12 protein-coding genes are annotated in these 14,019 nt (G+C 38.7%); 9 read left to right on the forward strand and 3 right to left on the reverse strand.

All coding sequences use genetic code 11. From position 1 onward, the window contains the following. Positions 1–7: 7 nt before the first annotated feature. The 5 genes from PAN06_RS00065 (at position 8) to sdbB (ending at position 4,289) form a co-directional block, all read left to right on the forward strand. On the forward strand, positions 8–886 hold the full coding sequence (locus PAN06_RS00065) for a F0F1 ATP synthase subunit gamma (RefSeq protein ID WP_269795254.1): 879 nt from the start codon (positions 8–10) through the stop codon (positions 884–886). Positions 887–971: 85 nt separating this feature from the next. Further along, positions 972–2,378, forward strand: a complete 1,407-nt coding sequence (gene atpD / locus PAN06_RS00070) for a F0F1 ATP synthase subunit beta (RefSeq protein ID WP_000094358.1) — start codon at positions 972–974, stop codon at positions 2,376–2,378. 10 nt (positions 2,379–2,388) lie between these two features. Further along, a complete protein-coding gene (locus tag PAN06_RS00075; RefSeq protein ID WP_269795255.1) occupies positions 2,389–2,808 on the forward strand; it encodes a F0F1 ATP synthase subunit epsilon in 420 nt (139 codons plus the stop codon). A 195-nt stretch (positions 2,809–3,003) separates the two neighbouring features. Beyond that, complete coding sequence (ccdA2, locus tag PAN06_RS00080) at positions 3,004–3,711, forward strand: thiol-disulfide oxidoreductase-associated membrane protein CcdA2 (protein ID WP_049500759.1); 708 nt, start codon at positions 3,004–3,006, stop codon at positions 3,709–3,711. An 11-nt stretch (positions 3,712–3,722) separates the two neighbouring features. Continuing rightward, positions 3,723–4,289: a thiol-disulfide oxidoreductase-associated lipoprotein SdbB gene (sdbB, locus tag PAN06_RS00085; RefSeq protein WP_004260720.1), complete on the forward strand. Its 567-nt coding sequence runs from the start codon at positions 3,723–3,725 to the stop codon at positions 4,287–4,289. 190 nt (positions 4,290–4,479) lie between these two features. On the opposite strand, the gene pbp3 is transcribed toward sdbB, so the two are convergent. Next, entirely contained in the window at positions 4,480–5,721 is a 1,242-nt protein-coding gene (pbp3, locus tag PAN06_RS00090; RefSeq protein WP_269795256.1) for a D-alanyl-D-alanine carboxypeptidase PBP3, read from the reverse strand. Between the two features lie 102 nt (positions 5,722–5,823). Between pbp3 and PAN06_RS00095 the strand changes: the two genes are divergently transcribed. Both PAN06_RS00095 and tuf read left to right on the forward strand, forming a co-directional pair. Further along, on the forward strand, positions 5,824–6,933 hold the full coding sequence (locus PAN06_RS00095) for an AI-2E family transporter (protein WP_269795257.1): 1,110 nt from the start codon (positions 5,824–5,826) through the stop codon (positions 6,931–6,933). A 206-nt stretch (positions 6,934–7,139) separates the two neighbouring features. Next, positions 7,140–8,336, forward strand: coding sequence for an elongation factor Tu (tuf, locus tag PAN06_RS00100; protein WP_001040726.1), 1,197 nt, complete (start codon positions 7,140–7,142; stop codon positions 8,334–8,336). A gap of 279 nt (positions 8,337–8,615) precedes the next feature. Here tuf and PAN06_RS00105 read toward each other — a convergent pair whose 3' ends face one another. Further along, the gene (locus PAN06_RS00105) at positions 8,616–9,629 is read right to left on the reverse strand and encodes a lactonase family protein (protein ID WP_269795258.1); all 1,014 of its coding nucleotides are present in this window, start codon (positions 9,627–9,629) and stop codon (positions 8,616–8,618) included. A gap of 154 nt (positions 9,630–9,783) precedes the next feature. Here PAN06_RS00105 and PAN06_RS00110 point away from each other — a divergent pair, with 154 nt between their 5' ends. Both PAN06_RS00110 and PAN06_RS00115 read left to right on the forward strand, forming a co-directional pair. Further along, positions 9,784–10,950: an AI-2E family transporter gene (locus PAN06_RS00110; RefSeq protein ID WP_261026505.1), complete on the forward strand. Its 1,167-nt coding sequence runs from the start codon at positions 9,784–9,786 to the stop codon at positions 10,948–10,950. After that, positions 10,940–12,175 carry a tetratricopeptide repeat protein gene (locus PAN06_RS00115; RefSeq protein ID WP_269795259.1) on the forward strand — a complete coding sequence of 412 codons (1,236 nt, stop codon included), beginning with the start codon at positions 10,940–10,942 and terminating at the stop codon, positions 12,173–12,175. Before PAN06_RS00110 ends, PAN06_RS00115 begins: the two co-directional genes overlap by 11 nt. Positions 12,176–12,868: 693 nt before the next feature. Here PAN06_RS00115 and PAN06_RS00120 read toward each other — a convergent pair. After that, on the reverse strand, positions 12,869–13,855 hold the full coding sequence (locus tag PAN06_RS00120) for an L-lactate dehydrogenase (RefSeq protein WP_000204729.1): 987 nt from the start codon (positions 13,853–13,855) through the stop codon (positions 12,869–12,871). Between the last annotated feature and the right edge of the window lie 164 nt (positions 13,856–14,019).

Here is a 14,019-nt window from a genome sequence, read left to right on the forward strand (position 1 = left end):
GTGTCAGATGGCAGTATCTCTAAATGATATTAAAACAAAAATCGCCTCAACAAAAAATACGAGTCAAATCACTAATGCCATGCAAATGGTATCAGCTGCTAAGCTAGGTCGTTCTGAAGAAGCGGCTCGCAACTTCCAAGTTTATGCTCAGAAAGTTCGTAAACTTTTGACGGATATTCTTCATGGTAATGGATCTGGTGGCTCAACCAATCCCATGTTGATTAGTCGTCCAGTTAAGAAGACAGGCTATATCGTCATTACTTCAGACCGAGGTTTGGTTGGAGGTTATAATTCTTCTATTCTGAAAGCCGTTATGGAGCTGAAAGAAGAATACCATCCAGACGGTAAAGGTTTTGAAATGATCTGTATTGGTGGAATGGGAGCTGATTTCTTTAAAGCTCGTGGTATTCAACCACTTTATGAACTACGTGGCTTGGCAGATCAACCAAGCTTTGATGAAGTTCGTAAGATTATTTCAAAAACTGTTGAAATGTACCAAAATGAACTTTTTGATGAACTCTATGTCTGCTATAACCACCATGTCAATACGCTAACCAGTCAAATGCGTGTGGAACAAATGCTTCCAATTGTTGACTTGGATCCAAATGAAGCAGATGATAGTTACAGCTTGACCTTTGAATTGGAAACTAGCCGAGAAGAAATTTTGGAGCAGTTGTTGCCTCAATTTGCAGAAAGTATGATTTACGGTGCTATTATCGATGCTAAGACAGCTGAAAATGCTGCCGGTATGACAGCCATGCAAACAGCGACAGATAATGCTAAGAAAGTCATTAATGATTTGACAATTCAGTATAACCGTGCCAGACAGGCGGCGATTACACAAGAAATTACAGAAATCGTAGCAGGAGCTAGTGCCTTAGAATAGGCTCTAGTCCAGCTCGTATGAAAATGAACTTAGGACCTAGTTAAGCTAGGAACCGACAGTATCTTATATAGAATAGGAGAAGGAGATGAGTTCAGGTAAAATTGCTCAGGTTATCGGACCCGTTGTAGACGTCTTGTTTGCAGCAGGGGAAAAACTTCCTGAGATTAACAATGCACTTGTCGTCTACAAAAATGACGAAAGAAAAACAAAAATCGTCCTTGAAGTAGCCTTGGAGTTGGGAGATGGTATGGTCCGTACTATCGCCATGGAATCAACAGATGGTTTGACTCGTGGAATGGAAGTATTGGACACAGGTCGTCCAATCTCTGTACCAGTAGGTAAAGAAACTTTGGGACGTGTCTTCAATGTTTTGGGAGATACCATTGACTTGGAAGCTCCTTTTACAGAAGATGCAGAGCGTCAGCCAATTCATAAAAAAGCTCCAACTTTTGATGAATTGTCTACCTCTTCTGAAATCCTTGAAACAGGGATTAAGGTTATCGACCTTCTTGCCCCTTACCTTAAAGGTGGTAAGGTTGGACTTTTCGGTGGTGCCGGAGTTGGTAAAACCGTCTTAATCCAAGAATTGATTCACAACATTGCCCAAGAACACGGTGGTATTTCAGTATTTACCGGTGTTGGGGAACGTACTCGTGAGGGTAATGACCTTTACTGGGAAATGAAAGAATCAGGCGTTATCGAGAAAACAGCCATGGTATTTGGTCAGATGAATGAGCCACCAGGAGCACGTATGCGTGTTGCTCTTACTGGTTTGACAATTGCTGAATACTTCCGTGATGTGGAAGGCCAAGACGTGCTTCTCTTTATCGATAATATCTTCCGTTTCACTCAGGCTGGTTCAGAAGTATCTGCCCTTTTGGGTCGTATGCCATCAGCCGTTGGTTACCAACCAACACTTGCTACAGAAATGGGGCAATTGCAAGAACGTATCACATCAACTAAGAAGGGTTCTGTAACCTCTATCCAGGCTATCTATGTGCCAGCGGATGACTATACTGACCCAGCGCCAGCAACAGCCTTCGCTCACTTGGATTCAACAACCAACTTGGAACGTAAGTTGGTACAATTGGGTATCTACCCAGCCGTTGACCCACTTGCTTCAAGCTCACGTGCCTTGGCACCTGAAATCGTTGGAGAAGAGCACTATGCAGTTGCTGCTGAAGTAAAACGCGTTCTTCAACGTTACCATGAATTGCAAGATATCATTGCTATCCTTGGTATGGATGAGCTTTCTGATGAAGAAAAGACCTTGGTTGCTCGTGCTCGTCGTATCCAGTTCTTCTTGTCACAAAACTTCAACGTTGCGGAACAATTTACTGGTCAGCCAGGTTCTTATGTTCCAGTTGCTGAAACTGTTCGTGGCTTTAAGGAAATCCTTGATGGTAAACATGACCAGTTACCAGAAGATGCCTTCCGTGGTGTAGGTTCTATCGAAGATGTGATTGCAAAAGCTGAAAAAATGGGATTTTAAGAGGTGATCTATGGCTCAGTTAACTGTCCAGATCGTGACACCAGATGGTCTCGTCTATGATCACCATGCCAGCTATGTATCAGTTCGAACTCTGGATGGTGAGATGGGGATCTTGCCACGACATGAAAATATGATTGCGGTTTTAGCAGTTGATGAAGTAAAGGTAAAACGTATTGATGATGAAGATCACGTGAACTGGATTGCAGTAAACGGAGGCGTTATTGAAATTGCCAATAATACCATCACAATCGTTGCTGATTCTGCAGAACGTGCTCGTGATATCGATATTAGTCGTGCAGAACGTGCCAAACTTCGTGCAGAGCAAGAAATTGAAGAAGCACAAGATAAACACTTGATTGATCAAGAACGTCGTGCTAAAATTGCTTTGCAACGTGCCATTAACCGTATTAATGTCGGAAATAGACTATAAGAAAAAAATGAACTTGAGTTACCAAGTTCATTTTTTATGTTTTCTTAAGGGGCAAAACTGATGAAAAATTAGAATCGTCTATTGATATAAAAGATAAAAAAAGATAGCATAATTCAAATTGCGTAGCAGAAATCATACAAATGAAATTGATTATAGTAAAATAGGATTAGAATTATTAAGAAAGTTGGTTTTTTATTGGAAACGATAGTATTTTCAATCTCCGTTTTTTTAGCAGGGATCTTGTCCTTCTTTTCCCCTTGCATCTTCCCTCTGTTACCTGTTTATACTGGAATTTTATTGGATGATCAGGAAAGTGCAAAAAGCTTCTCTCTGTTTGGAAGAAAAGTCGCTTGGTCAGGCTTGATTCGAACGCTGTGCTTTATTGCAGGTATTTCTCTCATTTTCTTTATCTTAGGATTTGGTGCTGGTTACTTTGGTAATATTCTCTATGCCAATTGGTTTCGCTATACCATGGGAACAATTATTATCATTTTAGGCCTTCACCAGATGGAAATTTTTCATTTTAAGAAATTAGAGGTTCAAAAAAGCTTTACTTTTAAGAAATCAGAAGCTAATCGTTATTGGTCAGCCTTTTTACTCGGTATTACCTTCAGCTTTGGTTGGACGCCTTGTATTGGTCCTGTATTGAGTTCTGTTTTAGCGCTTGCAGCTTCTGGAGGCAATGGTGCTTGGCAAGGAGCTATCTATACTCTTATTTACACTCTGGGGATGGCCATTCCTTTCTTGGTTTTGGCTCTAGCTTCAGGTGTAGTAATGCCTTATTTTAGTAAAATTAAACGTCATATGATGCTACTGAAGAAAATTGGTGGTTTCCTCATTATTTTAATGGGAATTTTGTTGCTATTAGGACAAGTAAATGTTCTAGCTGGAATTTTTGAATAAAGGAGAAAAAGATGAAAAAAGTAATGTTTGCTGGCTTAAGCCTCTTGTCATTAGTCGTATTGATAGCCTGTGGTGAGGAAGAGACTAAAAAGACTCAAGCTCCACAACAATCCCCAAAACAACAGCAACAAACGACTGTACAACAAATTGCTGTTGGAAAAGAGGCTCCAGACTTTACCTTGCAATCTATGGATGGTAAAGAAGTTAAGTTATCTGATTATAAGGGGAAAAAAGTCTACTTAAAGTTTTGGGCTTCATGGTGTGGTCCATGTAAGAAAAGTATGCCTGAGTTGATGGAATTAGCGGCGAAACCAGATCGTGATTTTGAAATTCTTAGTGTCATTGCACCAGGAATTCAAGGTGAAAAAACTGTCGAGCAATTCCCACAATGGTTCCAAGATCAAGGATATAAAGATATCCCAGTACTTTATGACACAAAAGGAACCACCTTCCAAGCTTACCAAATTCGAAGCATTCCTACAGAATACCTGATTGACAGTCAAGGAAAGATTGGCAAGATTCAATTTGGTGTTATCAGCAACGAGGATGCAGAAGCAGCCTTTAAAGAAATGAACTAGAATCAAGATTTTAAAATAGTATTTATATAATTAATCCTCTAGATTTTAGATAGTGTTAATCTAAGATTTAGGGGATTTTTGCTATCAATAAATTAAGTTTAAAAAAAGAAGGGAGTTCTGTATTATACAGATTCCCCTTCTTTTTCTTTAAACATAATATTTATTTTTTAGCTTTAAGAAGTTTATTATATCATAGCTTCTCGTTGATGAAGCGGATAAACTGATTCCACCAAACTTTTAAGAAGAAGGCTTTTTCAACTTTCTTTTCTGCTACCATTTCAAAACTAGGACGTTCTGTGGTGATGTAACCTTGACCAATCAAATCATTGTCTTCATAAGTTAAATGGCCAATCACTGTTCCAGCTTCAAGTGGTGCTGGGATTGCTTTAGAATCAGGTGTGAATTGAATAGATTGAGAAGATTGACTCCCAACACGTTCGATTAGATAGATATCCTCTGGGGCCACTGCAACTACTGTATCTTCTTTTCCATCTTGTACAGGGGCTTTGCTATCTTGATAGGCATCACCTTTCGGAATGATTTTACGAAGCGTGAATGATGAAGAGATATAATCCATTAGTGAAGATGTAGCTGTGAAGCGAGCGTAAGGATTATTATCTTGATGATCTGCATTCAAAACAACTGTGATAACCCTCATGCCTTTTTCGACAGTAGTACCAACAAAAGACTCTCCAGCCTTATCTGTTGTCCCTGTTTTTAATCCATCAAAACCACCGCGATAAGCAGGCATACCCTCTAACATGTAGTTGGTAGAAGTGATGGTCATTCCAGCAAAAGTAGAAGAAGGTTTTTTCGTGATTTCTAAGACTTGTGGGTATTTTTTGATGAGTTTGCGAGCAACGATAGCGACATCATAAGCACTGAGCTTATTTTCCTCATCTTTTTTAGATCCTGGGTAAATGTTATCACCTAGACTCTCATTGTTAAGCCCCGTCGTATTGACAATAGTGGCATCCTGTATTCCCCATTCTAAGAGCTTTGCGCGCATCATATCTACGAAATCTTTTTCTGAGCCAGCAATTTTCTCAGCTAGGGCAATGGCCGCACTGTTAGCACTAGATACTAGGGTTGCTTCAAGTAGTTGTTCGACGGTATAATTACGAGCCTCCATAGGAACGTTACTAGCTTCAGAATTTGTCGTTAATTTGTAAGGATAATCAGAAATATCTACCGGAGTTGATAGTGTAATACTGCCGTTTTCCAAGGCTTCATAGACAAGATAAACAGTAATTAACTTTGTGATTGAAGCAATTTCAACTGGCTGGGTTGCATCTTTCTCATAGAGAATTTTGCCAGTATTTGCCTCAACAGCAATGGCATGTTTTGCAGCAATATTAAAATCTTGAGCAGCAACAGTAGATGCTGAGCCAATAAGGGACAGACTTAATAGAGTTAAAATAATTTTTTTCATAGTAAGTTTATTCTAACATAAAGAAAAAAATATTCCCAGTTTCATGATAGAAGAAAGAAGCTTTTTTGAAAGTGTGGTAAAATAGATGAATGGAGGTACCCCATGTTTCGTAAGAATAAATTATTTTTTTGGACCAGTGAGATTTTACTATTAACCATCATCTTCTATTTATGGAGACAGATGGGTGGGATTATAACGCCTTTTGTAAGTGTCGCAAACACTATAATGATTCCCTTTCTTTTAGGTGGTTTTTTATATTATTTGACCAATCCTATTGTAAATTTTTTACAAAAGTATTTCAAAATTAACCGTATCATTGGTATTCTACTAACCTTGTGCGCCTTGGTCTGGGGGCTAGTTATTGGGGTAGTCTATCTCTTACCGATTTTGATTAATCAGTTGACCAGTTTAATAGCAACAAGTCAGACAATTTATAGTCGTTTGCAAGATTTGATTGTGGATTTATCTACTTATCCAGCCTTTCAAAATTTAGATATTCAAGCGACGATTCAACAGTTAAATCTCTCCTATGTAGATATTCTACAAAATATTCTAAACAGTGTTACCAATAGTGTTGGAAGTGTCCTATCTGCGCTCTTTAGTACTGTTTTGATTATTATCATGACCCCTGTATTTTTAATTTATTTTTTGTTAGATGGTCACAAATTCTTGCCGATGCTTGAACGTACTGTTTTAAAGCGAGATAAGTTGCATATTACAGGTCTTTTAAAAAATTTGAATGCTACAATCGCTCGATATATTAGTGGAGTTGCCATTGATGCGATTATTATTGGTTGTTTAGCCTTTATCGGATATAGCGTAATCGGTTTGAAATACGCTTTGGTCTTCGCTATCTTTTCAGGATTAGCCAATCTCATTCCTTATGTAGGCCCAAGTATTGGTTTGATTCCGATGATTATCGCCAATGTCTTTACTGATCCCCATAGAATGCTGATTGCAGTTATTTATATGCTGATTATTCAACAAGTAGATGGGAACATCCTTTACCCTCGAATCGTAGGTGGTGTGATGAAAGTCCATCCAATTACGATTTTAGTATTACTTTTGTTATCAAGTAATATCTATGGTGTTATTGGCATGATTGTCGCAGTACCAACTTATTCTATCTTAAAAGAAATTTCTAAGTTTTTATCACGTTTGTATGAAAATCATAAAATAATGAAAGAACGAGAAAGAGAATTAGCTAAGTAAAAGTCAGGAAATTCCTGATTTTTCTTTTTATCTAGGCAAGTGATAGGAGTGGAAGTGCCGTTTAGATTAGTAGATTAAGAATAATTCACAAAAACTTTGTAAAACACTTGCAATTTAGCTGAAATTTGATAAAATAGTAAGGAAAGTTAGACTGTATTGCCTACTGTCTATCTATAAAATATATTTTATTGGAGGCTTTTACTCAAATGGCAAAAGAAAAATACGATCGTAGTAAACCACACGTTAACATTGGTACTATCGGACACGTTGACCACGGTAAAACTACCCTAACTGCAGCTATCACAACTGTTTTGGCACGTCGCTTGCCTTCATCAGTTAACCAACCTAAAGACTATGCGTCTATCGATGCTGCTCCAGAAGAACGCGAACGTGGTATCACTATCAACACTGCGCACGTTGAGTACGAAACTGAAAAACGTCACTACGCTCACATCGACGCTCCAGGACACGCGGACTACGTTAAAAACATGATTACTGGTGCTGCTCAAATGGACGGAGCTATCCTTGTAGTAGCTTCAACTGACGGACCAATGCCACAAACTCGTGAGCACATCCTTCTTTCACGTCAGGTTGGTGTTAAACACCTTATCGTCTTCATGAACAAAGTTGACTTGGTTGACGATGAAGAATTGCTTGAATTGGTTGAAATGGAAATCCGTGACCTCTTGTCAGAATACGACTTCCCAGGTGACGATCTTCCAGTTATCCAAGGTTCAGCTCTTAAAGCCCTTGAAGGTGACACTAAATACGAAGACATCGTTATGGAATTGATGAACACAGTTGATGAGTACATTCCAGAACCAGAACGTGACACTGACAAACCATTGCTTCTTCCAGTCGAAGACGTATTCTCAATCACTGGACGTGGTACAGTTGCTTCAGGACGTATCGACCGTGGTATCGTTAAAGTCAACGACGAAATCGAAATCGTTGGTATCAAAGAAGAAACTCAAAAAGCAGTTGTTACTGGTGTTGAAATGTTCCGTAAACAACTTGACGAAGGTCTTGCCGGAGATAACGTAGGTGTCCTTCTTCGTGGTGTTCAACGTGACGAAATCGAACGTGGACAAGTTATCGCTAAACCAGGTTCAATCAACCCACACACTAAATTCAAAGGTGAAGTTTACATCCTTACTAAAGAAGAAGGTGGACGTCACACTCCATTCTTCAACAACTACCGTCCACAATTCTACTTCCGTACTACTGACGTTACAGGTTCAATCGAACTTCCAGCAGGTACTGAAATGGTAATGCCTGGTGATAATGTGACAATCGACGTTGAGTTGATCCACCCAATCGCCGTAGAACAAGGTACTACATTCTCTATCCGTGAGGGTGGCCGTACTGTTGGTTCAGGTATGGTTACAGAAATCGAAGCTTAATTCGATTTAGTTCCCAGAAGAACAATTATTTAAGTCAGACACTAAAAGAATCTTGCATTGCAAGGTTCTTTTTTATAATCTAATAATACTCTGTTTCGCTCCGTAAGATGCATGATAATTAATTGATGGCTGAGAAGAATTTTTATTTCTCATTGATAAGTGTTTGCAGAAAGTTTTCAGTTTTTTAGGGGACTAGTTTAGAAAATATAAAAAAGACAAACACTAAAATGATGTTTGTCTTTGGTGTGTAGCTCCGTTAGTTGATCAGTTATAATTATGTTAATTAGCAAAACTGATGCAGACCGCTTCTGGGACATGGAAGTCATTAGAAAGTTCTGCTAGACGACCAGTTTCAGGATTGCGTTTAAAGACGGTTACATTGTCAGAGTCCTGATGGACAGCAATGACAAATTCTTGATCCGGCGTCAAATCAAAATCACGTGGAGTCTGACCATGTGTCGGAACGATTTCTAACAACTCTAAGCTACCATCCGCAAGAATTGTATATACTGCGATAGAATCATGACCACGGTTAGAAGCGTAGAGGTATTTACCGTCTTTAGAGAGACGAATAGCAGCAGTTCCATTAAAACCTTTGTAACCTTCTGGTAGAGTTGAAATGACTTGCATGCGTTCAAATTCGCCAACACCATCGTAGATTAGAACCTCGATAGTGCTATTGAGTTCACAAATGAGATAAGCGATTTTATAATGGTTATGGAAAATAATATGGCGTGAACCTGCTCCTGGCTGGCTATGATAGGTATAGAGCTTAGATAATTTTCCTTCTGAATCAAGATCATAAGTAATTACTTGGTCAGTACCTAAGTCGCAGGTCACTAGATAGTGGTCAGGTGTTAAATCTGTAAAGTGAACATGGGGAGAAGCTTGATTCTCATGTGGACCTTGGCCACTGTGTTGATCTACATCACTAAGTAGAAGACTGCCATCTTCCTTGCGTTTATAAACAAGGACCTGTCCCTTGTGGTAGTTTGCCGCGTAAACCAAATCACGCTTTTCATCAACGGCAACATAACAGTGGGGAGCTCCTTTTTCCACGACATGATTTAATAAGGTTCCATCAGTTTGATAGGCTGCAATGCCCCCCTTATTGTCTTGACTACCAACAGTGTATAAATGTTGGTGCTGGTCAAAGGCAAGGTAGGTTGGACTTGGTTCAGCTGCAAAAAGTTCTAGATTTGAAAGCTGACCAGTTTCTGTATCAAAGTCTGCCTTGTAAATCCCTTGGGAAGTACGACGTGTATAAGTTCCAAAATAAACAGTTTCTTTCATGACTATACCTCTTTATAAAGATAAGTCTATTATATCACAAAATTAATTTATAATATGCTATGCGGTGCAATTGAGTAGTATGTAAGCACTTTAAAAAAGAGTTATTTTGATTTAAAAATGGTATAATGGAAAGAATAACAGAAAGGAATTATTTATGGAACAAAAAGAGAAACATTTTAGTCTATCTTGGTTTTTCAAGTGGTTTTTGGACAACAAGGCAATTACGGTATTTTTGGTAACCTTATTATTGGGACTGAATCTTTTTATTTTAAGCAAGATTAGTTTTCTATTTTCACCTGTTTTAGACTTTTTGGCAGTCGTGATGTTGCCAGTCATTCTATCTGGTTTACTATACTATTTACTGAATCCCATTGTTGATTGGTTGGAGAAGCATAAGATTAATCGCGTCATCGCAATCAGTATTGTCTTTGTCATCATCGCTCTCTTTATCATTTGGGGCTTGGCAGTGGCTATTCCAAGTCTGCAACGTCAAGTTTTAACCTTTGCAAGAAATGTACCAATCTATCTCGAAGATGCTGATCGAGTTATTAATGATTTGGTTACCAAGCGTTTACCAGATGATTTCAGACCTCAGTTAGAGCAAGTTTTAACAAACTTCTCTAGTCAGGCTACAGTTTGGGCAAGTAAGGTTTCATCTCAGGCAGTCAACTGGGTGAGTGCCTTTATTAGCGGGGCATCTCAAGTGATTGTTGCCTTGATTATCGTTCCTTTCATGCTCTTTTATCTCTTGCGTGATGGGAAAGGCTTGCGTAACTATTTGACCCAATTCATGCCAACGAAATTGAAGGAACCTGTAGGACAGGTTTTGTCAGAAGTGAATCAACAGTTGTCCAACTATGTTAGAGGACAAGTAACAGTGGCTATTATTGTAGCAGTAATGTTTATCATATTCTTCAAGATTATCGGTCTACGCTATGCAGTTACGTTGGGGGTCACTGCTGGTATTTTAAATCTGGTTCCTTATTTGGGTAGCTTCTTAGCCATGCTTCCTGCCCTAGTATTGGGCTTGATTGCTGGGCCAGTCATGCTTTTAAAAGTAGTGATTGTCTTTATAGTAGAACAAACTATTGAAGGCCGTTTTGTCTCTCCATTGATTTTGGGAAGTCAATTAAACATCCATCCCATTAATGTTCTCTTTGTTTTGTTGACTTCAGGATCCATGTTTGGTATCTGGGGAGTTTTACTCGGTATTCCGGTTTATGCTTCTGCTAAAGTTGTCATTTCAGCCATTTTTGAATGGTATAAGGTAGTCAGTGGCCTATATGAACTAGAAGGAGAGGAAGTCAAGAGTGAACAATAGTCAACAGATGTTACAGGCTTTGGAGGAGCAAGATTTAACCAAGGCTGAGCACTATTTCGTCAAAGCTTTAGAAAATGATCCAAGTGACCTTCTGTATGAGTTAGCTACTTATCTTGAAGGGATTGGTTTTTATCCTCAGGCTAAGGAGATTTACCTAAAAATCGTTGAGAACTTTCCAGAGGTTCATCTTAATCTGGCAGCTATTGCTAGCGAGGATGGTCAAATCGAAGAAGCCTTTGCTTATCTTGAGGAAATCCAAGCTGACAGTGACTGGTATGTTTCAGCTTTGGTACTTAAAGCAGACCTTTACCAGCTGGAAGGTTTGACAGATGTAGCGCGTGAGAAACTGCTGGAGGCTTTGACCTACTCAGAGGATCCTCTCTTGATATTGGGCTTAGCAGAGTTGGATAGTGAGTTGGAAAATTACCAAGAAGCTATTCAAGGCTATGCCCAGTTAGATAATCGTACTATTTATGAGCAAACAGGCATTTCTACCTATCAACGAATTGGTTTTGCCTATGCACAGTTAGGGAAATTTGAAACGGCTACAAAGTTTTTAGAAAAAGCCCTGGAGTTAGAATACGATGACCTAACAGCTTTTGAGTTGGCCAGTCTTTACTTTGATCAAGAAGAATACCAAAAAGCTGTCCTCTATTTTAAGCAGCTTGATACCATTTCACCTGACTTTGAAGGATATGAGTATGGTTACAGTCAGGCCTTACATAAGGAACATCAAGTTCAAGAAGCCTTGCGTATCGCTAAGCAAGGCTTGGAGAAAAATCCTTTTGAAACTCGCCTCTTGCTAGCTGCTTCACAATTTTCTTATGAATTGCATGATGCTAGTGGTGCAGAAAACTACCTCCTTACTGCAAAAGAAGACGCTCAGGATATGGAAGAAATCTTACTCCGTTTAGCAACTATTTATCTAGAACAGGAACGTTATGAGGACATTCTAGACTTACAAAGTGATGAGCCAGAAAATCTTTTGACCAAGTGGATGATTGCTCGTTCCTATCAAGAAATGGATGATTTGGATTCTGGCTACGAGCATTATCAAGAGTTGGCAGGAGATTTGAAGGACAATCCAGAGTTTCTGGAACACTATATCTATCTCTTGCGTGAATTGGGCTACTTTGAAGAAGCAAAAGTCAATGCGCAAGCTTACTTAAAACTGGTTCCAGATGATGTGCAAATGCAAGAATTGTATGAGAGATTGCAGGAATAAAATGTTTTAAAGCTATATCTTATCATTTTTCATAGTATCATCTACAGGTTATTTTATCTATTGTATGGTGAGAGTATATTTGCGTTGTTGTGTTTGTGTTCGAGTTTCCAATATAAGACATAAGAAGTGAGATAAGTAATATTTTTAAAAGTACAATCTTAGACTTTATAGTAAAAGAAAAAGTTCTCATTTCATAAGTGACAGATTGAATAGAAAGCCCTTAGACTAAAAGTTTCTAAGGGTTTTTCTTTGTGTGAAATTGTAAAATAGGGGTAAGAAAAGTTGTGAGATGTTTGCCATGTTTCATAAAAAAATGAGACTACGATTGCAATCATGTTGATTATTACACGCTAGAGGAACTCGTTCCGCAAGACTATATTCTTCGTCAGGTTGAGTAAGTTCTCGATTTTCCTTCATCTATGATTGAATCGTATCCAATAACCACAAATATACTTACCAAGTGTTAGATAATCAAGATAAGTTTATAAGTGAGCAACTGGAAGTTAAGATTGACTTAGTTCGGAAAAAGCAAGGAAAACAGGGAGGGAAAGTTTTTTGTTTTGCATTGAAAAGTATTTTATAGAGGGTTCAACTTATTTTAAGGATAGTAGAGATGAAGAAAAAAAAAGACAAACACTAAAATGATGTTTGTCTTCGGTGTGGAGTTCTCATTAAATGAGAACCTAGTTACAATTAGTTTTTAGAAGCAGCTTGGAATTCTGGGTTTTTCCATGCTTCGTCAATAATAGCTTGTAATTCATTTGCAGATGCTTGCATTTTTTGAGTTTCTGCGTCGTTCAATGGGATATTTACTGGACGAACAATACCATGTGCACCTACAACAGCTGGTTGCCCGATAAAGACGTTTTTAACTCCGTATTGACCTTCTTGGAATACTGAAAGGGGAAGTACTGCGTTTTCATCGTCAAGGATTGCTTTAGTAATACGAGCAAGGGCTACTGCGATACCGTAGTATGTTGCACCTTTTTTGTTGATGATTGTGTAAGCTGCATCACGAACACCTTCGAACAATTCAATCAATTCAGCTTCTTGAACATTTTGAGTGTCTTTAAGGAATTCTTCAAGGTTTACACCAGCGATGTTAGCGTGTGACCAAACAGCGAACTCAGAGTCACCGTGTTCACCCATGATGTAGGCGTGCACTGAACGAGCATCAACATCCAATTTTTCAGCAAGTGCTTGACGGAAACGAGCTGAGTCAAGTGAAGTTCCTGAACCGATAACTCGTTCTTTAGGGAAACCAGAGAATTTCCAAGTTGAGTAAGTCAAGACGTCAACTGGGTTGGCAGCAACAAGGAAGATACCTTTGAAACCTGATTCAACAACTTGAGTTACGATTGATTTGTTGATAGCAAGGTTTTTACCTACAAGGTCAAGACGAGTTTCACCTGGTTTTTGAGGCGCACCTGCAGTGATTACAACAAGGTCAGCGTCTGCACAGTCAGAGTATTGAGCTGCATAGATTTTTTTAGGTGAAGTGAAGGCAAGGGCGTGACTAAGGTCAAGCGCGTCACCAACAGCTTTTTCATGCAATTGTGGAATTTCGATAATTCCAAGCTCTTGTGCAATTCCTTGGTTAACAAGTGCAAAAGCGTAAGAAGAACCTACAGCACCATCACCGACAAGGATAACTTTTTTGTGTTGTTTAGTTGAAGTCATTATTCTAAACATCTCCTTAATTTTATTCAGGGATTTCCCCAGTTATTTCAATTTTATCACTTTTGAAAAGCTTTGTCACGGATATGCATTTCAGTTCTTGATGTAAACGTTTTAGTGGTTTTATATACCTGAAATATGGCGGATATTATGGTATAATATAGTTA

The sequence above is a fragment of the Streptococcus sp. SM3 genome (assembly GCF_027497875.1).

Coding starts and splice junctions, on each gene's coding strand:
- PAN06_RS00105 (WP_269795258.1), bottom strand. CDS start 9,629: ATGAAAGAAACTGTTTATTTTGGAACTTATACACGTCGTACTTCCCAA.
- PAN06_RS00075 (WP_269795255.1), top strand. CDS start 2,389: ATGGCTCAGTTAACTGTCCAGATCGTGACACCAGATGGTCTCGTCTAT.
- sdbB (WP_004260720.1), top strand. CDS start 3,723: ATGAAAAAAGTAATGTTTGCTGGCTTAAGCCTCTTGTCATTAGTCGTA.
- tuf (WP_001040726.1), top strand. CDS start 7,140: ATGGCAAAAGAAAAATACGATCGTAGTAAACCACACGTTAACATTGGT.
- PAN06_RS00120 (WP_000204729.1), bottom strand. CDS start 13,855: ATGACTTCAACTAAACAACACAAAAAAGTTATCCTTGTCGGTGATGGT.
- PAN06_RS00110 (WP_261026505.1), top strand. CDS start 9,784: ATGGAACAAAAAGAGAAACATTTTAGTCTATCTTGGTTTTTCAAGTGG.
- PAN06_RS00095 (WP_269795257.1), top strand. CDS start 5,824: ATGTTTCGTAAGAATAAATTATTTTTTTGGACCAGTGAGATTTTACTA.
- PAN06_RS00065 (WP_269795254.1), top strand. CDS start 8: ATGGCAGTATCTCTAAATGATATTAAAACAAAAATCGCCTCAACAAAA.
- pbp3 (WP_269795256.1), bottom strand. CDS start 5,721: ATGAAAAAAATTATTTTAACTCTATTAAGTCTGTCCCTTATTGGCTCA.
- atpD (WP_000094358.1), top strand. CDS start 972: ATGAGTTCAGGTAAAATTGCTCAGGTTATCGGACCCGTTGTAGACGTC.